The following is a 20299-nucleotide window of genomic DNA, read 5'->3' as shown; positions in this document are numbered from 1 at the left end:
GGGGTGCGGGTCACCTTCGCGCGCGCCGAGCCCCGGACCTTCGATCTGGTCATCGGCGCCGACGGCGTGCACTCCAACACGCGCAGGCTGGTGTTCGGTCCGGAGTCGAACTACCTGCGGCACATGGGCTACTACATCTCCATCTTCTCCACGCCGAACCTGCTCGAGCTCGACCACTGGGAACTGGACTACAACATTCCCGGCAAGATCGCCGGCAGTTACAGCGCTCGCGAAAAGGACCGCGCCAAGGCGATTTTCGCCTTCGAGTCGGCGGAGATCGACTACGACTACCGCGACGTCGAACAGCAGAAGCGCATCCTCGCCGACACCTTCGCCGACGCGGGCTGGGAGGTGCCGCGCCTGCTCGCGCACCTGCCCGCCGCCACCGACTTCTACTTCGACGCCATGGCGCAGATCCGCATGGACGACTGGTCCAAGGGCCGAGTCGCCCTGGTCGGCGACGCCGGCTACTGCGCCGCCCCCTTATCCGGCCAGGGCACCAACCTCTCCCTCGTCGGCGCATACATCCTGGCCGGCGAACTCGCCGCCGCCGACGGCGACCACACCATCGCCTTCCCCCGCTACCGCCGCGAACTGCTCCCGCTGGTCGAGGCCTGCCAATCCTTCGCCGAAGGCGTCGGCAAATGGTACGCACCCCCCACCAACGCGATGATCCGCCTCCGCAACCTCAACGTCCGCCTCCTCCCCTACCTCCCCTGGCGCACCCTCATCGGCGGCGCCCCCCAAAAGGTCGCCCGCACAATCCAACTCCCCGACTACCGCACCCACGAGACGCGCGCCGCACGCAAATCGTGAAGTGCCGCAAGCCTTCCCGAGCTCAGGCCGCGGGCCCGACCGACATCTCCACGTGCATGCCCGCCGCGGTGATCATGTTGACGAGCGCATCCAAGCTGAACAGGTGAACCTTGCCGCGCATCAGGTCGGAGACTCTGGGCTGTGTCACCCCGAGCCGTTCCGCGGCCGCGACCTGCGTCCACCCCTGGGAGGTGATTCGTTCCGTCAGGTCGATCATCAGCCGCGACCGCAACCGCATATTCTCGGCCTCCTGTGGGGTGTCCTCGATCGCATCCCACACGCTGTCGAACGTCTCGTCCGCCATCAGCGCTCTCCTTCTTTCTTTTATCTGTGCTACGTCCTGTGCCAGCCGTATCGCCGCCGCAAGGCTCAGATCCGCCGAAGTCAGCAATGCAAGACATAGATGTGGTCGGCGAGCCTCGCGACGTAGATGACCCGAAAGCGTCGGCAAGCGTGTCCATCGGTGGCTCACGGACATCTAGGCCGACGTTCGGGCCCTGCCCTCCGCTCTCTGATGTAGCGGCGTGGCGCCGGTCTAATTTCCCGGCCAATCACGCGGAATCTTAAGGATGGCGCTGACGCTATGGATCGCCGACATCAGAGCGTGGACCTGGTCGATGCCTTCGGCGTAAGCGTCGGCGCGGTCACCAATGCGATACGGGCACAGATATATTCGCGGGCGGGCCGAATCCTGTCGTGGTCGGCCGATCGTGACGTCGACCGAGCCCGACGCAGTGGCGACGGTACGGGTGCCCAGTGGTGGGCCGAACTCGCGGGCGTTCACTGTGCGCCTGCCGAGGTCCCGGACGTGCGGGCTGGAAATCCGAGGTCGGCTTGGCCGAACACCGTGAAATGCGCACCCTCATCATTGGCTCGTGCAAGATCGTCGCCGATCTCGACCAGGGCGGCGTAGATGGCGGCCAGCCCATCGCGCCCGCCGATCGATCGAGCAGCGCCACCGTCGATCCGATAAGTGCACCGCCAGCCCCCGGAAGCGGTATCGGGGCGGGGATCGGTGACCTCGATGCGAACATCGTGATCACCGTCTTGAACGGTGCGGGCAATGACTACCTCATCGATGTCGCTACTCACACCGGCCTCCCGCGGATCGAAGTCAATTGCTGGACAGGCACAACAGGTAGGTATTCCATGCCGCTTCGCGGCACATCTGCTTCAGCTCCTCGTCCGGGATGCCGTAGCAGTAGTTCATCTGGTCGTTGTAAAGGACATCACAGTCTTCCTTGGGGCCCGCGGCCAGCGCAACAAGCACGACTCTTGGATCCGGTCCCGGCGCAGTAGGTGACGCGGTGACTACGCCGGCGCCGACAGTGAACATGGTGAAGGCGATCGCGGCGACCCCTACCGCACGCCTGGCAATCGAATATGTTGCGGACACGTTGTTCCCTCCCGAAAACACTTTTCCCGAAACGTTTTTCGAATCGGTACACATGATTGGACGCGGAGGCGTCCGCAGCGGTTCCATCTTTTGAAAAACGTGCCAGATTCCCCCGAACGCTGCACCGACGCCCGTGGCGGCCGTCTTGGACAGCGTCGACACCGAGGGCTCGACGGACAGCGCATTCATGTAGTCGACAAACGCGCTCGTCTGCAAAGGCAATGGCTTGGTCGTGTTCGGTGGTGGTGGGAGTCGATACTTTCGGGGATCAGGGGGTGGTGATGGGGCTTTGGGGGTCTATGAGGATCTTTGCGTGGTGGGTGGGGGTGGCGAGGGTGGTGAAGGCGGCGGATATGCCGTTGAGGCCTACGGTGGCGGTGATCAAGGGGGTGGGGTCTACTTTTCCTTCGGCGAGCATGTGGAGGGTGTCGCGGAATTCGCCGGGGTCGTAGCCGAAGGCGAAGCGGAGTTCGAGCTCCTTGTTGATGGCCATGGCGGGGTGGATGCGGTCGGTCTCCATGCAGACGCCGACGACTACCACGCGTGAGAGCGGGGGAGCGGCGGTGAGGATTTGGTCGAGAATGCCTGGGACGCCGACGCATTCGAAGATGACCGGCCCGGACGGCCCTGCGTCGAGGGTGTGCGCGAGGCGGAAGACGTACCACCACGGCAGGTTCGGGACGCGGCGCAGGCGTTCCATGGTGTCGAAGCCGAGACTGAGAATGTCGGTGACGCCGTTGATCCGGCCGCGCCGGGGCGCCGCGGTCCATGGCGAGTCGGTGGCGGGGTCGACGACGATGTCCGCGCCGCACGCGGTCGCGAGTTCCCGGCGGCGCGGCGAGAAATCGCTGGCGATAACGGTGCGCACACCTGCGGCCTTCAGCATGCTGATGACCGCGAGACCGATGGGCCCGCAGCCGATGACGAAAGCGTTCTGCCCCTTGCCGACTCGCCCCCGGCGTACCGCGTGCCAAGCCACAGCCATGGGCTCGGTGAGCGCGGCGTGCTCGGCGGACAGCCCGTTCGGCACCGGCATGGTCATCGATTCCTGCACCACCACCTGCTCGGCGTAGGCGCCGGGCGCCTCGACCGACAGCCCGGTCAGCTGCGGCTTCGACCCGTGCCGCACGATCGGCAGGGCGACCACGGGCGTGCCCGGCGCCCACCGCCTGCGGCACCCGGGCCCGTAATCGACTACCGCGCCGCTGAATTCGTGCCCGAGCACCACGCTCTGGTGCGACCGCATGAACGAGTCGTAGCCGGTGGCCACGCCCAGTTCGGCCATCTCGTCGGCGTGGCTGCTGGCATGCAGGTCGGAACCGCAGATGCCGCAGCGGGTCACATCGATCAGGAGCTGCCCCCGGCCGGGTATCGGGGTGGGGAGGTCGGTGACCTCGAAGACGGAGTTGGTGACGACGGCGGCCCGCATGGTGCACTCCTCGACTCGGCGGCTTGGATCACGCTACTGCGCGCACCGCCCGTCGACCAGGACCGTCAGACCGTCGCGAGCGACTCCTGCTCGGCGCGCCGGTCGTAAGCGTCGCGGGCCGCGGCGATTTCGTTCTGATGACCCTCGGTCCAGGTGACGAGCGCCTTGATGGTGGTGTGCAGGCTCGCGCCGAGCGGGGTCAGCGCGTAGTCGACGCGCGGCGGCACCGTCGGATGAACGGTGCGCGACACCAGCCCGTCACGCTCGAGCTGGCGCAGCGTGCGGGTGAGCATTCGCTGGCTGACCCCGTCGATCTTGCGCTTCAACTCGGTGAATCGCAGGCTGCGCTGGTCGAGCAGCGCGATCACCAGCAGCGACCATTTGTCGGCGACGCGGTCGAGGATCTGGCGCACCTCGCAGTCGACGCGGGTGTCCCACTGGGAAACCGCCCAGTCGGCGGCGGTATCCCCGCAGTGCCCGGGTGACTTCGAAGTGCCTTCTTCCATGGTCATCGATTCTGCCTGAGACTTTCCCTCGGTATCAAGAGGTAACCGACCCCACTATGGGGAACCGAGTTTGGAGTCGTAATGGTGAAAACCGAGGCGGCCGCCGTCTTTTCGGAGATGTCCGGCCGCGCCTGGGGCGTGCTCGCGGTGTTGTGCGGCGCGATCTTCCTGGAGGGCCTCGACGTGGGGATGCTCAATGTGGCGTTGCCCTCGATCCGGGCCGAGCTGGGCTTGTCCACCGGGATGCTCAGCGGCGTGGTGTCGGCCTATGTGCTCGGCTACGGCGGGTTCGTGCTGCTCGGCGGGCGCGCCGCGGACCTGCTCGGGCGCAGGCGCATGTTCCTGTTCTGGCTGGCCGTGTTCCTTGTCTTCTCCGGCCTCGGCGGTTTCGCGACGACCGGATGGATGCTGCTGACCGCCCGATTCGTCACAGGTGTGGCCGCGGCGTTCCTGGCGCCTGCCGGTCTGTCGTTGATCACCACGAACTTCGCCGAGGGCCCGGTGCGCGACCGGGCGTTGATGTACTACGCGGGCATCGCCGCGGGCGGTTTCTCGCTCGGCATGGTGATCGGCGGCCTGCTGACGGCGTTCGGCTGGCGCTGGGTGTTCTTCGTTCCGGTGCTCGTCTCCGCCGCGCTGTTGCTGGCCGCGATCGCGCTTGTCCGGGATTCCGGTGTGCCGGAAAGAGTTCGGGGCGGCTTCGATCTGTTCGGCGCGCTGAGCGTGACAGGCGCGATGTTGCTGATGGTCTACGGCGTGGTCCGGCTGGAACACGCCGACGATGGTCCGGCGCTGACCGCCGCGACCTTCGCCGCGGGCCTGGCCGCGCTCGCCCTTTTCGTCGCGAACGAACGCCGCGTCGCCACACCGCTCGTCCGGCTCGGCATCCTGCGCTCGGCTCCGCTGGTCCGCACCAATCTGGTCGCCGTCCTGTTCATCGGCTCGTTCATGGGTTTCCAGTTCCTCGTGACCTTGTACCTTCAGGAACTGCGCGGCTGGAGCACGGTGCAGACCGGACTCGCGATGGCGGTGATGGGCTTGGACGCGCTGCTCGCGCCGCTGCTGACCCCGTGGCTGGTGCGCAGGTTCGGCAATGTCCGGGTAATCTTCGGCGGTGTCGTCCTCGCGGCGCTCGCCTACGTGCTGTTCCTGCCGACCGAACTCGACCGCGCCTACCTCGCCATGCTCCCGACGATGTTGCTTCTGGCCGTGGCCTTTTCGCTCGTCTACGGCCCGCTGACCATCGCGGGCACCGACGGTGTCGCCGAGCAGGAGCACGGCTTGGCGGGCGGGTTGCTCTACACGTCGACCCAATTCGGCGCGGCGCTGGGGGTTTCGGTGGTGACCGCGGTGAACGTCGCCGCGGTCGATGCGGGCAGGCTCGGCATGGACGGCCTGCGCACGGCGCTGATCGTCCCGGTCGTGGCCGCGGTGCTGGCGGGCGTGATAGCGGCGACCGGCCTGCGCCGCACCGCGATCCCCGCCACCGAAGCGCCACTCGTGCACGCTTGATGAAGACGGGCCGGAGTGAGAGTCGCTCCGGCCCGAAGTCACAGCAGCACACCCGGATTAAGAATCCCCGCCGGATCGAGCGCGGACTTCGCCGCGCGCAGCGCGAGCGCGAACGGCTCCGATCGCTGCCTGTCGTACCACGGCCGGTGATCCCGGCCCACCGCGCGGTGGTGCGTGATCGTCCCGCCCTCGGCCGAAAGCGCCTCGGACACAGCGGTTTTGATCTCGTCCCACTGTGCGACCGTGCTGCCCCAGCGGCCCGCCGCGTAGACGCCGAAATACGGTGCGGGCCCGTCGGGATAGACGTGGGTGAACCGGCAGGTGACCACGCCCGTGGCGCCGACCGCCCGGATCGCGTCGTTCGCCGCGGTGGTCACCGCCGCCTGCAGCGCCTCGAATCTGTCCCACGTACAGGCTGTTTCGAAGGTCTCGGTGATAATCGACTGCGCGGCGAGCGCGTCGCGCTGGTAGGGCATGCGCAGAAAGGACGAGCGCCACGTGTCGGCCGTGCCGCCGCCGTGCGCGGGGGCGTCGGAGTCGGTGTAGCGCACGGGCTCGGGCAGCGTGCCGCCGTGCTCGACCACGATCTCGACGGCGCGTTCCATCCACGGCCGCGTCGGGTGGTCCGCGGACTCGAAGCCGAGCACCAGCACCCCGCCCGAGGTCGCCGCGCCCGCGTTGAGGAAGGCCTCGGCGGGATCGAGCAGCCGGCAGTTGGTGGGGTACAGGCCCGACTGCGCGACGGCGCGGGTGGCCGCGACCGCGCGACCGTAGTCGTCGAAGTGCACGGAAGCCGTTGCGCGCCAACGCGGCCGGTCTTGCAGGCGCACCCACGCCTCGGTGATCACGCCCAGGATGCCCTCGGAGCCGAGGAACATCCGGTCCGGCGCGGGCCCAGCGCCCGAGCCGGGCAACCGGCGGGACTCGCTGACACCCGCCGGCGTCACCACCCGCATCGACTCGACCAGATCATCGATGTGGGTGTACAGCGTGGCGAAGTGCCCGCCCGCTCGCGTGGCGAGCCAGCCGCCGAGCGTGGAGAACTCGAACGACTGCGGGAAATGCCGAAGGGTCAGCTTCGCCTCGCGCAGTTGGTCTTCCAGCGCGGGCCCGAGCACACCGGCCTGGATCCGGGCCGCGCGACTGGCCCGATCGATCTCGAGCACGCGGTCGAGCGCCCCGAGATCCAGACTCACCGCACCGGCGAACTCGCCGTCGAGCCGCGGCTCCACCCCGCCGACCACGGAAGTGCCTCCGCCGAACGGGATTACAGCGATATTCGCCCCGCTCGCCCAGTCGAGCACGTCGACGACGTCGGACTCGGTGCGCGGCCGGACGACGAGATCGGGCGGAGTCGCTATCTGGCCCAGCAGATTTCGCACCACGTCGCGGAAGGCCTGCCCGTGCGCGTACGCCGCGCGATCGGCGGGATCCGCCGAGGCCAGCGCCGCGAGCGGGCCGGGCGCGGCGACGCGGGGCTCGGGCAGCGCGAGCGATTCGATCGCCGGCGGCCGGTGCACGGTGAGATCGGCCCCGGGCAGGATCGCCGCGACCCGCGCGGTCAGCGCCGCCCGCTCCGCGCCGTCGACCGCGTCCTCCACATTGCCCCAACCCCACCATGAGCGCGGCACCGTGACTCCTCTCCGCCGAATCCGCGCCTATTGGACCACGGTGGCCGCGACGGCTCGGCGGAGGACAATCGCGAAGGAACGACATCCGGGTCGGCGTTCGGGAATGATTCGCACAGGCCGGCCGTTGAGCTATTCGACAGTGTTGAGTGTGACAGACTCAAGTTTGAGTTGACTCCCGGCGATCTCTGGGGGCAGGATTGAGTCGACCCCGCTCAGCGTTGCTGGGACCGTGCTCCGTCAGGTGCTTGGGGCGAGGTCTCGCGGCACGGGGCGACCTGGCCGCAGGGCGACATCGCCCAGCACCGACACCTATAAGTACGTCAATTAGGAGGAACAACAATGGCTCGTGCGGTCGGAATCGACCTCGGGACCACGAACTCGGTCGTCGCCGTGCTCGAAGGCGGCGAACCGGTCGTCGTGGCCAACTCGGAAGGATCGCGCACCACCCCGTCGATCGTCGCCTTCGCGAAGAACGGCGAGGTGCTGGTCGGCCAGCCGGCCAAGAACCAGGCCGTCACCAACGTCGACCGCACCATCCGCTCGGTCAAGCGCCACATCGGCACCGACTGGACCGTCGAGATCGACGGCAAGAAGTACACGCCGCAGGAGATCAGCGCGCGCACGCTCATGAAGCTGAAGCGCGACGCGGAGGCCTACCTCGGTGAGGAGATCACCGACGCGGTCATCACCGTGCCGGCGTACTTCGAGGACGCCCAGCGGCAGGCCACCAAGGAAGCCGGCCAGATCGCCGGCCTGAACGTGCTGCGCATCGTCAACGAGCCCACCGCGGCCGCGCTCGCGTACGGCCTGGACAAGGGCGACAAGGAACAGACCATCCTGGTCTTCGACCTCGGTGGCGGCACCTTCGACGTCTCGCTGCTCGAGATCGGCGAGGGCGTCGTCGAGGTCCGCGCCACCTCCGGCGACAACCACCTCGGTGGCGACGACTGGGACGAGCGCGTCGTGTCCTGGCTGGTGGACAAGTTCAAGGCCAGCGCGGGCATCGACCTCACCAAGGACAAGATGGCCATGCAGCGGCTGCGTGAGGCCGCGGAGAAGGCCAAGATCGAGCTGAGCTCCTCGCAGAGCACCTCGATCAACCTGCCCTACATCACGGTCGACGCCGACAAGAACCCGCTGTTCCTCGACGAGCAGCTGACCCGCGCCGAGTTCCAGAAGATCACCTCGGACCTGCTCGACCGCACCCGCGCGCCGTTCCAGTCCGTGATCAAGGACGCGGGCATCAACGTGGCCGACATCGACCACGTCGTGCTCGTCGGTGGCTCGACCCGCATGCCCGCCGTCTCCGACCTGGTCAAGGAGCTGACCGGCGGTCGCGAGCCGAACAAGGGCGTGAACCCGGACGAGGTCGTCGCCGTCGGCGCCGCCCTGCAGGCCGGTGTGCTCAAGGGCGAGGTCAAGGACGTCCTGCTGCTCGATGTGACCCCGCTGTCGCTGGGCATCGAGACCAAGGGCGGCGTGATGACCAAGCTCATCGAGCGCAACACCACCATTCCGACCAAGCGCTCGGAGACCTTCACCACGGCCGACGACAACCAGCCGTCGGTGCAGATCCAGGTGTTCCAGGGTGAGCGCGAGATCGCCTCGCACAACAAGCTGCTCGGCTCCTTCGAGCTGACCGGCATCCCGCCGGCCCCGCGCGGCGTGCCGCAGATCGAGGTCACCTTCGACATCGACGCCAACGGCATCGTGCACGTGACCGCGAAGGACAAGGGCACCGGCAAGGAGAACACGATCAAGATCCAGGACGGCTCCGGCCTGTCCAAGGAGGAGATCGACCGGATGGTCAAGGACGCCGAGGCGCACGCCGCCGAGGACAAGGCCCGCCGCGAGGAGGCCGAGACCCGCAACCAGGCCGAGTCGCTGGTGCACCAGACCGAGAAGTTCATCAAGGACAACGAGGACAAGGTCCCCGCGGACATCAAGTCCAAGGTCGAGGCGGCCATCGCCGAGGCGAACGAGGCGCTCAAGGGCACCGACATCGCCGCGGTCAAGGCGGCCGTCGAGAAGCTGGCGACCGAGTCGCAGGCGCTGGGCCAGGCCATCTACGAGTCCTCGGCCAACGACGCCGCCGCGTCCGGCAACGGATCCTCGGCCGCCTCGGACGCCGATGACCAGGTCGTGGACGCCGAAGTTGTGGACGAGCCGGTCGACACGGAGAAGAAGTGACCAACGGCAACAATTCGGAGCACCGCGACTCCGGGCAAGAGCCGATCACCTTCACGGACAAGCGCAAGATCGATCCGGAGGACCGGACCGGTGCCGCGCAGTCGGGTGAGGTAACGGAGCCGGCGGCGGCCGAGGCCGCCGCCGGGCCCGGCCCGGACGCCGAGAACGGTGCGGAGCCCATCATCGGTGCGGCGCAGGGCGCCGAGCTGCTGGCCGACGCCATCAGCAAGGAACTCGCCGAGCGCACCGCCGACCTGCAGCGCCTGACCGCGGAGTACGCCAACTACCGGCGTCGCGTCGAACGCGATCGCAAGACCGCGATCGACACCGCCAAGGCCGCCGTCGTCACCGAGTTGCTCGGCGTGCTCGACGATCTCGATCGCGCACGGGCGCACGGCGACCTGGACAACGGGCCGCTGAAGTCGGTGGCGGACAAGCTGTCCACCGCGCTGCAGAAGCAGGGCCTCGAGGAGTTCGGTACGGAGGGTGAGCCTTTCGACCCGACCCTGCACGAGGCCGTGCAGCACGAGGGCTCCGGACACGACCCGGTGATCGGTCTCGTGATGCGCAAGGGCTATCGGTTCGGCGAGCGGGTGCTTCGGCACGCGCTGGTCGGGGTAACCGATGGCGTGGCGGGCGCGGCCACCACCGATTCGGCCGAGGCATCGGACGCTGATGCCGGCGCGAACAAACAGTAACTCCGCGGCGCCGAGCCCGGAGGCGGCAGGGAGTATGACGACGCAGGGCTCCGCGAGCGCCGCAGATTCAACACCGCGGCGCGAGCGACGAGCCCGGAGGCGGCAGCGGAGCGTAACCACGCAGGGCTCCGCGAGCGCCGCAGATCGAACACTGCGAGAGGAGGAGATATCCGGTGAGTCAACGGGAGTGGATCGAGAAGGACTTCTATAAAGAGCTGGGTGTCTCCTCCGGCGCCTCGCAGGACGAGATCAAGAAGGCGTACCGCAAGCTCGCGCGTGACCTGCATCCGGACGCCAATCCCGGTGACACCAAAGCCGAGGAGCGGTTCAAGTCCGTCAGCGAGGCGCACGCGGTGCTGTCGGATCCGGCCAAGCGCAAGGAGTACGACGAGACCCGCAAGCTGTTCGCGGGTGGCGGCTATCCGCGCGGCGGCGGGTTCACTCCCGGTGGGGGCGGCGGCTTTTCGCAGGACTTCAATATCGGCGACATCTTCGGCGGCGCGAGCGCCGGCGACGGTGGCCTCGGTGACCTGCTCGGCGGCCTGTTCAACCGGGGCGGCACGCGCACGACGAGCCGGCCGCGCCGCGGGGCCGATGTGGAGACCGAGACGACCCTCGGTTTCCGCGAGGCCGCGCAGGGCGTGACGGTTCCGCTGCGGATGACGAGCCCGTCGCCGTGTACCACCTGTCACGGCAGCGGCGCCAAGCCGGGAACGAGCCCGCGGGTCTGCCCGCACTGCAACGGAACCGGCGTCATCAGCCGCAACCAGGGCGCGTTCGGCTTCAGCGAGCCGTGCGATGACTGCCGGGGCACCGGCTCGATCATCGACGACCCGTGCGTCGACTGCCACGGCAGCGGCATCCAGAACCGCACGCGCACCATCACGGTGCGGATTCCGCCGGGAGTCAGTGACGGACAACGGATTCGGCTGGCCGGACAGGGCGAGGCGGGCCTGCGCGGCGCGCCCTCGGGCGACCTGTTCGTCAGCGTGCACGTCAGCCAGGACAAGGTCTTCGGCCGCAACGGCGACGACCTGACCCTGGTGCTGCCGGTCAGCTACAGCGAATTGGTGCTCGGGACCACGGTTTCGGTGCCAACGCTGGAGGGTCGCGTCGGCGTGAAGGTGCCCCCGGGCACCGCGGACGGTCGTATTCTCCGGGTGCGCGGTCGTGGCGTGCCCAAGCGCGGCGGCGGCGCCGGTGATCTGCTGGTCACCGTCAAGGTGGCGGTGCCGCAGAAGCTGGACGACAACGCGGCCGAGGCGCTGCGGCGGTACGCGGAGGCGGAGAAGGCCAGCGGATTCGATCCACGGGCAGGATGGGCAGGTGCTTGATGTCCAATGATCCGAAGCAGGCGGGCGGCGGCAACTCGTCGCGCGTCGAGTTCTTCATGATCTCGGTGGCGGCTCAGCTCGCGGGCATGCACGCGCAGACCCTGCGCACGTATGACCGTCTGGGACTGGTTACGCCACAACGGACTTCGGGCGGCGGGCGACGCTACTCGGCCAGGGACGTCGAACTGCTGCGCGAGGTGCAGCGGCTGTCTCAGGACGAGGGCGTCAACCTGGCGGGCATCAAGCGCATCATCGAACTGACCAACCAGGTCGAGGAATTACAGCAGCGCGTCACCGAACTATCGGCCGAGCTGGACCGCCTGCGCGCGGGTTATCGGCCCGATCTTTCGCCGCCGCAACGCAGTACCGCACTGGTGGTGTGGCAACCGCGTAATCGCCGGAAGAATTGAGCGAACCGCGGTGCCGCAACAATACTGAATACGCCTGGCTAACTATCGGGCCGCCGGCCTCGGGATATTGATCATGCTCCGAGGTCAGCGGCCCGAAGTCGCGTCGGAGCGCGATTCGGAAGGGTAGCCAACGATAAGCCGAGTTGTGGTGCGCGAGAGCGCATCGGAGGCTTCGCGCCCCAGGTGGTCGCGCCGTGCCATTTCCGCCGCGCGCCCCGGCGGCGCGGTGCGAGCCGAGATCGGCTCGGTCCCCCGGGCGTCCAGAGGTGTTGCCATGTGGTCGCTCTGAGATCGCGGCGTACGCGAGGATTGCATAATGAGCCTTGCAAATTCAGTGAATCCGCGACCGACTACATCCGTTTTTTGCGGTCTATCAGTCGGTTTCGTGCGCGTTTAACGCGGTAGCTCCTCGTTTCCTGGGAATTACAGGCTTGTTGTTTAAACGGAGGATTCCACTCCCGGCAAACCTCGCCTACACTCCTTGGCAACGGCTGCTGACGAGTGTCCCGCAGCACCACACTCGCCGGCACAGTTTGTGTTCGAGTGCGAAATGGGGTTGTGACACAAATGGATTCGCGCACTGTCGCTTTGATCAGAACTACGTTCAAGGCGGTTGCTGCGGAGGAAGGGGGGCCGGAGAAATTAGCGAGATCGTTCTACGCGATCCTGTTCACCGACTACCCTCGAGTCCGCGATCTCTTTCCAGCAGCCATGGACGTCCAGCGTGATCGCCTCGTCAAGGCCATCGGCTATGCCCTGGACCGGCTCGAGGAGCCGAACAAGCTGTTGCCCTTCCTCGCCCAGCTCGGGCGTGACCATCGCAAATACGGTGTGCAGCCGGCGCATTACACTGCGGTCGCCGTCTCGCTGAAGACCGCGATGCGGGTGTACGCGGGTACCGAGATGTGGACCGACGAGGTCGACCGGGCCTGGGACGAGGGCCTGAAGATCATCGGCGACACCATGATCGGCGCGGCGGAGAAGGAGACCACGCCGCCGGTGTGGACCGGCACCGTGGTGGAGCGCCGCGACGTCCTGCGCAACCTGGCCGTGCTGCGGCTGCAACTCGACCAGCCGATGCAGTACGCGGCGGGCCAGTATCTCAGCGTGCAGATCCCGGCCCGGCCGAGGATGTGGCGCTACCTGTCGCCCGCCGTACCCGCGAATGCCAACGGGGAGATCGAGTTTCACGTCCGCGGCGTGCTCGGCGGCTGGGTCAGCTCGGCCATCGTCGGCCGGACCGCCGTGGGCGACAAGTGGCTGCTCGGCTCGCCGCTCGGCGGCCTCGGCATCCCGCGCAACACCAAGCGCAAAATGCTGATGGTCGGCTGCGGCACCGGCATCGCGCCGCTGCGCGCCCAGCTGATGGCGATGGCGCAGCGGCGCACCAACCCGAAGGTGCACCTGTTCGTCGGCGGGCATCACCCGTGCGACCTCTACGACCTGGACACGCTGAACAGCCTCGCGGTCGCCAACCGCTGGCTCACCGTGACCCCGGTGACCGAACACGACGAAAACCCTTGGTGGTACACCGATTCCGGCGAACTCGCACCCGCCTACGCCGGCCTCGAGCCGCGACTGACGGGCCAGATCGGCAAGGTGGTCGCCGGCTTCGGCGCCTGGGCAGACCGGGACGTGCAGATCGTCGGCTCACCGTCGATGGTGCAGACCACCAAGTTCCGCATGATGGCCGCGGGGACGCTCACCAAGAACATCCGCCACGACCCCCTGTTCTGACCGGCCGCCCGGGAACTCGACCCCTCCCGTTTTCCCGGGCTCAGTCGGAATCCGGTCGCGTCCCAGTACTGCGGCCGGATTCCGGCTAGGGTCACAGCATTTCGGGGCTCTCCGTCACAGCCCCTCGAACTGGATCCGCTCCGGCGGCGTGCCGGTGGCGAGCAGCCGGTCGACGGTGGCGTTGACCATGGCGGGGGAGCCGCACACCAGCACCTGATGGTTCTCGAACGCCCCGTGCGACCCGACCACCTCGGCGAGCGTGCCGAACAGCATCTCGTCCGCCGGGAAGCCGATGTTCACCCGGCTGCGCTCGTACCACTCGTCCACCCAGCTCGGGTCGTCCGGCGTCTCGACCACGGGAATGACTGTGAGCCAAGGCAACTCGCCGGCCAGCAGGTACAGCATGTCCGAGGCGTACAGGTCGCGTGGGGTGTGGCCGCCGAAGAACAGGTAGGTGCGCGGCGGTTCCGGCGCACGCGCCAGGTCCAGGATCTGCGCGCGCATGGGCGCCAGGCCGGTGCCGCCCGCGATCATCACCACCTCGTCGCCCGCCGGGTCGATCGTGAAACCGCCCAGGGGAGAACGGATCTGCCATTCGTCGCCGGGCCGGGTGTCGGCCACGATCGAGCCGCTGCACCAGCCGCCCGGCACGGTGCGCACGTGGAACTCCAGCTTGCCGTCCAGCGACGGCGGCAGCGCGGGGGAGAGCCTGCGCCGCATGCTCGGCTGCTGCGGCACCGTGACCTCGACGGATTGACCGGCGACAAACGGGACGAACTCGCCGATCAGGCGAATCACCGCCAGGTCGTGGCGAATTCGATGATGTCCGACAACCGTGGCCGTCCACTCTGTCGGCAGGGGAGCGCCGTTGCCGAGCGTCCCCGGGTCACCCGGCCGACCGTGTCCGTTGCCGTCTCCCGGTCCCCACGCGCCCGGTGGCCCTAGTCCGCTGCCATCTCCCATGGGGACCTCCTTCATCACACAGGGTCGGAGCTGATGATGTGCTCCGGAGTACCGACCGCGATCAACGCGCGCCGGGTGTCCGCGATCATCTTCGCCGACCCGGCGATCTGGATCTGCCGGTCCGCCCACGCGCCGAAGCTCGCGACCACCGCGCCAAGATTACCGATCAATCGCCGATGCATGCCGTACGGCTCTTCCTGCGGCGGATGGGGATACCACCACGGATTGGTCTTCTGTTCGCAGACCGGGACGATGGTGAGCCACGGATTGCTCTGCGAGAGCTGCCACATGTTCTCCACGTCGTAGAGATCGCAGGGGTAGCGGCCGCCGATGAAGAAGTGCACCCTCGGGTTGATGCCGCGCTGGCCCATCTCGATCAGCTGGGCGCGCAGCGGGGCGATGCCGGTGCCCGCGCCGATCATCAGCACGTCGCGGCCGCTGTCCCGGTCGACGTGCAGGCCGCCGAGCGGTCCGGCGATCTGCCAGCGGTCACCGACCCTGGTCTCGTTCACGATGGCCGGGCTCACCCAGCCGCTGCGGACCTTGCGGACGTGGAACTCGATCTCCCCGTACGGATTAGCGGGAATGGCCGGGGAGAAGTAGCGCCACATCTTCGGCCGCTGCGGCACCGTGAGCGGCACGTACTGCCCGGCCTGGTAGGGGATCGGGCTGTCGGATTGCAGCCGGACGATGGCCAGGTCCTCGAGCACCCGGCGATGACCGACCACGGTCGCCTCCCAGTACGGCTGGGACTTGTCGGAGTTGGCGCCGATGGCCATGGACGCGGAGATCAGGATGGTGATGTCGCGCCAGCCCTCCTCGAGCCCGCGATGCCAGGCCGCGCCGTTGTAGGCGCGGAACGCCGACAGCAGTGCCCGGCCGGCGGCGTCGTAGTGCGCCGCGTCGACCCCGTACTTGCGGTGGTCGCGCGCCAGTTGTTCGAGAAATCTCTGCGCCCGGTCCCAGTCCTCGAGGTGATCGAGCACGTACTGGATCGCCGTGGCGATCCGTTTGGCCTGCATGTCCATCGCAGGCGGGAAGAGTTCCCGCAGTTGGGGGTTCTCGGCGAACAAATGGCCGTAGAACGCACTGACCAACCGCTCGGGTCCGTTCGGTGCCTCGACTACCGAACGGAAGTTGGCGCGGACCAGCGCAGCCGAACGCGCATCCACGACGCGGAGCTTCCTTTCCCTCAGTTCTGCCCGGGGACGTATCCGTAACCGGCGGTCCTCCGCTGATCAGTATCCCCGAAAAAGCGGTGGTCGTGTTGGTATGCACAACCTGCTCGTGACTACACCTCGCCGACGCTCGGCTAGGCCACCGGCCCGTACCGTCCGACGGGCTTGCTCGCCGGCGCGCACGGACCGTGCGCCGTACGGGCGGCGGCACGGTCTCGCTGGCGCTTCGGCCGTCGCCGACAGGTTATCTGCCGAATTGCCCACCGTGTTTCGGCAGGGTGTTCGCCGGGCGCCGCGGGCGGGCCGGCTACCGGCCGGCGACTAGATGGTCAGGACCGTCTTGCCGCGGGCGCCGCTCGCGCCGATGGTGGCGGCGCCGTCGGCGAGGGGGACGGTGGCGTCGATGGGGACCACCACGTCGCCCTCGGCGACCCGGTCCAGTAGTCGGGCCAATTCCCTTGGACCGCCCTTGGATTCGATATTACCGCCGCGGATGCCCCTGGTCCGCAGGGCGTCCTCGTCGGCCGACCAGATGGTGGAGTAGACGACGCCGCCGTCGCGGACCAGGCCGGTCAGCTCGGCGAGCGCCTCTGGCGGACTCACCAGGTCGTAGAGGACGTCGATGCCGTCGGGGTGGGCGGCGGCGACCTGTTCGCGCACCGGGCCCGCGGTGTAGTCGACGGTCTCGGCGGCGCCGAGCCGGGTCATCTGGTCGGCGACCTCGCCGCGGGCGGTCGCGATGACGTTCGCGCCCGCCATGTTCGCCAGCTGGACGAGGAACGAGCCGACGCCGCCGGTCGCGCCGACGATCAGCACGGTCTGGCCCGGTGCGATCCCGGTGGCGTCCACCATGTCCTGCGCGGTGATGCCCGCGGTCGGCAGCGCCGCGGCCGCGACGGTCGGCACGCCCTCGGGCACGCGCACCAGGATGCCGCCCTCGGGGATGACCGCGTACTCGGCGAAGCTGCCGTGCCCGGCCGGCGGGTTCAGGAACTTGCCGACCACCCGGTCGCCGACGGCGAAGTGGGCCACGCCCGGCCCGACCGAGGCGACGGTGCCCGCGCCGTCCACGCCGAGGATCATCGGAAAGTCGTGCGGCAGTTTGCCATCCAGGATGCCGTCGGCCATCTTCGCGTCGAACGGGTTGACCCCCGCCGCCTCCAGCTGCACCCGCACCGCGCCCGGTCCGGCCTCGGGGACGGGCATGTCGGTCAACTCGGGCTGGTCTCCGAACTTCCGTACGACGATCGCGCGCATCCATCCGCTCCTTGATCGGGGTGCGGAGGGTGGACTCTCGCACCGTCCTGCTGGCAAGCGCTCTGTGATGCATCAACTAACGGCAAAGCTCATCGTATGCATCCATACCCCATGCCCGGTGTGATTCATCGCATTGGCACGGTGTCGCGGCGTACCGTTCAGACGCGGCCCAAATAAGTGAACTTGAGCGGAACAGACTCAACTCTTCCCGCGTTGGATGTGTAGGACGGCAGGCGGCCGTGCGAGGTTCGTGCGGAACCTCGCTCCTGCGCCGTGCCAATCGACTAGTAGGAAGGTGCCTTGTGGACTCGTTCAATCCCACCACCAAGACTCAGGCGGCCTTGACCGCCGCGCTGCAGGCCGCCTCGGCCGCGGGCAATCCGGAGATTCGCCCGGCCCACTTGTTGGTGGCGTTGCTGGATCAAACCGACGGCATCGCCGCCCCGCTGCTCAAGGCCGTCGGCGTCGACTCGGCGACGATCCGGCGCGAGGCCCAGGACATCGTGGACAAGCTGCCGAGGGCGACCGGCGCGACCACCACCCCGCAGCTCGGCCGTGAGGCGCTGGCCGCGATCACCGCCGCTCAGCGCCTGGCCACCGAGCTCGGCGACGAATACGTCTCCACCGAGCACGTCATGGTCGGCCTCGCGCAGGGCGACTCGGACGTGACGATGCTGCTCGTCAAGTACGGCGCCAACGCCGACGCGCTGCGCGAGGCGTTCACCGCCGTGCGCGGCAGCGCCAGGGTCACCAGCCCCGATCCCGAGGGCAGCTACCAGGCGCTGGAGAAGTACTCCACCGACCTCACCGAGGCCGCCCGCTCGGGCAAGCTCGACCCGGTGATCGGGCGCGACACCGAAATCCGCCGCGTAGTCCAGGTTTTGAGCCGCCGCACCAAGAACAACCCGGTGCTGATCGGCGAGCCCGGCGTCGGCAAGACCGCGATCGTGGAGGGCCTGGCCCAGCGCATCGTGGCCGGTGACGTGCCGGAGTCGCTGCGCGGCAAGTCCGTCGTCTCGCTCGACCTCGGCGCGATGGTCGCGGGCGCGAAGTACCGCGGCGAGTTCGAGGAGCGCCTCAAGGCGGTGCTCGAGGACATCAAGAACAGTGCGGGACAGATCATCACGTTCATCGATGAGCTGCACACCATCGTCGGCGCCGGCGCCACCGGCGAGTCCGCGATGGACGCGGGCAACATGATCAAGCCCATGCTGGCCCGCGGCGAGCTGCGCCTGGTCGGCGCGACCACGCTGGAGGAGTACCGCAAACACATCGAGAAGGACGCGGCCCTGGAGCGCCGCTTCCAGCAGGTGCTCGTCGGCGAGCCGTCGGTGGAGGACACCATCGGCATCCTGCGCGGCATCAAGGAGCGCTACGAGGTGCACCACGGCGTGCGCATCACCGACTCCGCGCTGGTGGCCGCGGCCGCGCTCAGCGACCGCTACATCACCTCCCGGTTCCTGCCGGACAAGGCGATCGACCTGGTCGACGAGTCCGCCTCCCGGCTGCGCATGGAGATCGACTCGCGTCCGGTGGAGATCGATGAGGTGGAGCGCGCGGTGCGCCGGCTCGAGATCGAGGAGGTCGCGCTGAGCAAGGAGACCGACGAGGCCTCCAAGCAGCGGCTGGAGAAGCTGCGCCAGGAACTCGCGGACGACCGCGAGAAGCTCAACCAGCTGACCACCCGCTGGCAGAACGAGAAGAGCGCCATCGATCAGGTGCGAGTCCTCAAGGAGGAGCTGGAGAATCTGCGCGGCGAGTCCGAGCGGGCCGAGCGCGACGGCGATCTCGGCAAGGCCGCCGAGCTGCGCTACGGCCGGATCCCGGCGCTGGAGAAGCAGCTCGCCGAGGCCGAGAAGGCCTCCGGCGCGGCGGCCGACGGCGAGGTCATGCTCAAGGAGGAGGTCGGGCCCGACGATATCGCCGAGGTGGTCTCGGCGTGGACCGGCATCCAGGTCGGCCGGCTGCTCGAGGGCGAGAGCCAGAAGCTGCTGCGCATGGAGCAGGAGCTCGGCCGCCGGGTGGTCGGGCAGAAGGAGGCGGTGCAGGCGGTGTCCGACGCGGTGCGCCGGGCGCGCGCGGGCGTCGCCGACCCGAACCGGCCGACCGGCTCGTTCATGTTCGTCGGCCCGACCGGCGTCGGCAAGACGGAGCTGGCGAAAGCCTTGGCGGACTTCCTGTTCGACGACGAGCGCGCCATGGTCCGGATCGACATGAGCGAGTACAGCGAGAAGCACTCGGTGGCCCGCCTCGTCGGCGCCCCGCCCGGATACGTCGGCTACGACCAGGGCGGTCAGCTCACCGAGGCGGTGCGGCGCAGGCCGTACACGGTGGTGCTGTTCGACGAGATCGAGAAGGCGCACCCGGACGTGTTCGACATCCTGCTCGCCGTGCTCGACGAGGGGCGGCTCACCGACGGCCAGGGCCGCACGGTGGACTTCCGCAACACGATCCTCATCCTGACGTCCAACCTGGGCGCGGGCGGCGAGCGCGACTTCGTCATGAACGCGGTGCGTTCGGCGTTCAAGCCGGAGTTCCTCAACCGCCTCGACGACGTCGTCATGTTCCACAACCTCGACGAGGAACAGCTCGAGCACATCGTCGACATCCAGCTCGACCAGCTGCAGAAGCGGCTGTCGCAGCGCAGGCTGAAGCTGGACGTGAGCGACTCGGCCCGGTTCTGGCTGGCCGTGCGGGGCTACGACCCGGTCTACGGCGCGCGGCCGCTGCGCAGGCTGGTCCAGCAGTCGATCGGCGACACCCTCGCCAAGGAGCTGCTGGCGGGCGAGGTCACCGACGGTGACACGGTGCGGGTGAACGTCTCGCCGGACGGCGACGGCCTCATCGTCGGGAACTGACGGGTGGGTCGGCGGCCGATCGACATCGGCCGCCGACTCGCCGAACCGGTCGTCGCGGGTAGGCGCGGGCGGTGCCCCCGAACGCGCCGGAACGCCTAACCTGGATGCCATGACCAACCCGAACGATCCGTGGGGGCAGCGGCCGGAGCAGACGCCGACCGAGCACCCGGCGGGCAAGTCCGGGTTCGAGCAGCCGCGGCACACCACGGAGTACTCCGAGGCGTACGGGTCCGGCGCGCCCTCGGCGTACCCGGCGACCGAGCAGTTCGAGCCGTGGTCAACGCCCCCGCCCAACGCCACCCGTGAGTTCCCGCCGCACGACAACCAGTGGGGCGCCTACGAGAGCACCTACGGCAATCAGTGGGCCCAGGACGCGCCGCCGCC

The 20299-nt window shown here is 68.3% G+C and carries 18 protein-coding genes and 1 pseudogene; 9 read left to right on the top strand and 10 right to left on the bottom strand.

The genetic code is table 11. The annotated features are described in order from the left end of the window. The coding region (locus tag ON39_RS31655) for an FAD-dependent monooxygenase (protein ID WP_040739731.1) at positions 1 to 816 on the top strand (816 nt) is incomplete at its 5' end. A 22-nt stretch (positions 817 to 838) separates the two neighbouring features. Here ON39_RS31655 and ON39_RS31650 read toward each other — a convergent pair. From ON39_RS31650 to ON39_RS31630, 6 genes are all read right to left on the bottom strand, one after another. Further along, positions 839 to 1120 (bottom strand): helix-turn-helix domain-containing protein, encoded by a 282-nt coding sequence (locus tag ON39_RS31650; protein ID WP_040739728.1) that lies wholly within the window; start codon positions 1118 to 1120, stop codon positions 839 to 841. A 231-nt stretch (positions 1121 to 1351) separates the two neighbouring features. Then, positions 1352 to 1600, bottom strand: a complete 249-nt coding sequence (locus ON39_RS49120; RefSeq protein ID WP_146251107.1) for a DUF6968 family protein — start codon at positions 1598 to 1600, stop codon at positions 1352 to 1354. Further along, positions 1597 to 1908, bottom strand: coding sequence for a DUF6968 family protein (locus tag ON39_RS31645; protein WP_040739727.1), 312 nt, complete (start codon positions 1906 to 1908; stop codon positions 1597 to 1599). Before ON39_RS31645 ends, ON39_RS49120 begins: the two co-directional genes overlap by 4 nt. Positions 1909 to 1930: 22 nt before the next feature. Beyond that, entirely contained in the window at positions 1931 to 2434 is a 504-nt protein-coding gene (locus tag ON39_RS31640) for a hypothetical protein (protein WP_040739725.1), read from the bottom strand. A 46-nt stretch (positions 2435 to 2480) separates the two neighbouring features. Next, positions 2481 to 3641 carry a zinc-binding dehydrogenase gene (locus ON39_RS31635; RefSeq protein WP_040739724.1) on the bottom strand — a complete coding sequence of 387 codons (1161 nt, stop codon included), beginning with the start codon at positions 3639 to 3641 and terminating at the stop codon, positions 2481 to 2483. 65 nt (positions 3642 to 3706) lie between these two features. Then, the gene (locus ON39_RS31630; protein ID WP_040739723.1) at positions 3707 to 4147 is read right to left on the bottom strand and encodes a winged helix-turn-helix transcriptional regulator; all 441 of its coding nucleotides are present in this window, start codon (positions 4145 to 4147) and stop codon (positions 3707 to 3709) included. Between the two features lie 81 nt (positions 4148 to 4228). Between ON39_RS31630 and ON39_RS31625 the strand changes: the two genes are divergently transcribed. Then, positions 4229 to 5659: an MFS transporter gene (locus tag ON39_RS31625; RefSeq protein ID WP_246002885.1), complete on the top strand. Its 1431-nt coding sequence runs from the start codon at positions 4229 to 4231 to the stop codon at positions 5657 to 5659. 38 nt (positions 5660 to 5697) lie between these two features. Here the strand turns inward: ON39_RS31625 and ON39_RS31620 are convergent, their stop codons facing one another. Continuing rightward, a complete protein-coding gene (locus ON39_RS31620) occupies positions 5698 to 7290 on the bottom strand; it encodes an FAD-binding oxidoreductase (protein WP_040739722.1) in 1593 nt (530 codons plus the stop codon). Between the two features lie 339 nt (positions 7291 to 7629). Here ON39_RS31620 and dnaK point away from each other — a divergent pair, with 339 nt between their 5' ends. From dnaK to ON39_RS31595, 5 genes are all read left to right on the top strand, one after another. After that, complete coding sequence (gene dnaK, locus ON39_RS31615; protein ID WP_040739720.1) at positions 7630 to 9480, top strand: molecular chaperone DnaK; 1851 nt, start codon at positions 7630 to 7632, stop codon at positions 9478 to 9480. Beyond that, positions 9477 to 10178, top strand: a complete 702-nt coding sequence (gene grpE, locus ON39_RS31610; protein WP_040739719.1) for a nucleotide exchange factor GrpE — start codon at positions 9477 to 9479, stop codon at positions 10176 to 10178. Before dnaK ends, grpE begins: the two co-directional genes overlap by 4 nt. A gap of 173 nt (positions 10179 to 10351) precedes the next feature. Continuing rightward, positions 10352 to 11512: a molecular chaperone DnaJ gene (dnaJ, locus tag ON39_RS31605; protein ID WP_040739718.1), complete on the top strand. Its 1161-nt coding sequence runs from the start codon at positions 10352 to 10354 to the stop codon at positions 11510 to 11512. Further along, positions 11512 to 11922, top strand: a complete 411-nt coding sequence (locus ON39_RS31600) for a heat shock protein transcriptional repressor HspR (protein ID WP_040739717.1) — start codon at positions 11512 to 11514, stop codon at positions 11920 to 11922. The genes dnaJ and ON39_RS31600 overlap by 1 nt, the downstream gene beginning before the upstream one ends. A 567-nt stretch (positions 11923 to 12489) precedes the next feature. After that, entirely contained in the window at positions 12490 to 13659 is a 1170-nt protein-coding gene (locus ON39_RS31595) for an FAD-binding oxidoreductase (protein ID WP_040739716.1), read from the top strand. Positions 13660 to 13773: 114 nt separating this feature from the next. Here the strand turns inward: ON39_RS31595 and ON39_RS31590 are convergent, their stop codons facing one another. From ON39_RS31590 to ON39_RS31580, 3 genes are all read right to left on the bottom strand, one after another. Continuing rightward, positions 13774 to 14622, bottom strand: coding sequence for an FAD-binding oxidoreductase (locus tag ON39_RS31590; RefSeq protein WP_246002884.1), 849 nt, complete (start codon positions 14620 to 14622; stop codon positions 13774 to 13776). Between the two features lie 14 nt (positions 14623 to 14636). Next, positions 14637 to 15794 carry an FAD-binding oxidoreductase gene (locus ON39_RS31585; RefSeq protein WP_040739715.1) on the bottom strand — a complete coding sequence of 386 codons (1158 nt, stop codon included), beginning with the start codon at positions 15792 to 15794 and terminating at the stop codon, positions 14637 to 14639. Positions 15795 to 16121: 327 nt separating this feature from the next. Next, the gene (locus tag ON39_RS31580) at positions 16122 to 17057 is read right to left on the bottom strand and encodes an NADP-dependent oxidoreductase (protein WP_040739714.1); all 936 of its coding nucleotides are present in this window, start codon (positions 17055 to 17057) and stop codon (positions 16122 to 16124) included. 302 nt (positions 17058 to 17359) lie between these two features. On the opposite strand from ON39_RS31580, the gene clpB reads away from it, so the two are divergent. Then, entirely contained in the window at positions 17360 to 19915 is a 2556-nt protein-coding gene (gene clpB / locus ON39_RS31575) for an ATP-dependent chaperone ClpB (protein ID WP_040739713.1), read from the top strand. Between the two features lie 109 nt (positions 19916 to 20024). Then, a pseudogene (locus tag ON39_RS31570) lies at positions 20025 to 20299 on the top strand (DUF5666 domain-containing protein); the annotation flags it as partial.

This window comes from Nocardia tenerifensis NBRC 101015 (assembly GCF_000308715.1).
Taxonomy (GTDB): domain Bacteria; phylum Actinomycetota; class Actinomycetes; order Mycobacteriales; family Mycobacteriaceae; genus Nocardia; species Nocardia tenerifensis.
The sequence above is the reverse complement of the archived record's forward strand: the minus strand, read 5'-3'. Positions and strand labels throughout refer to the sequence as shown.

Bases quoted from the DNA above. Each gene is read 5' to 3' on its own strand.
- ON39_RS31590 (WP_246002884.1), bottom strand. From the start codon at position 14,622: ATGGGAGATGGCAGCGGACTAGGGCCACCGGGCGCGTGGGGACCGGGA.
- ON39_RS31650 (WP_040739728.1), bottom strand. From the start codon at position 1,120: ATGGCGGACGAGACGTTCGACAGCGTGTGGGATGCGATCGAGGACACC.
- ON39_RS31635 (WP_040739724.1), bottom strand. From the start codon at position 3,641: ATGCGGGCCGCCGTCGTCACCAACTCCGTCTTCGAGGTCACCGACCTC.
- ON39_RS31600 (WP_040739717.1), top strand. From the start codon at position 11,512: ATGTCCAATGATCCGAAGCAGGCGGGCGGCGGCAACTCGTCGCGCGTC.
- ON39_RS31625 (WP_246002885.1), top strand. From the start codon at position 4,229: ATGGTGAAAACCGAGGCGGCCGCCGTCTTTTCGGAGATGTCCGGCCGC.
- ON39_RS31580 (WP_040739714.1), bottom strand. From the start codon at position 17,057: ATGCGCGCGATCGTCGTACGGAAGTTCGGAGACCAGCCCGAGTTGACC.
- dnaK (WP_040739720.1), top strand. From the start codon at position 7,630: ATGGCTCGTGCGGTCGGAATCGACCTCGGGACCACGAACTCGGTCGTC.
- ON39_RS31595 (WP_040739716.1), top strand. From the start codon at position 12,490: ATGGATTCGCGCACTGTCGCTTTGATCAGAACTACGTTCAAGGCGGTT.
- ON39_RS31630 (WP_040739723.1), bottom strand. From the start codon at position 4,147: ATGGAAGAAGGCACTTCGAAGTCACCCGGGCACTGCGGGGATACCGCC.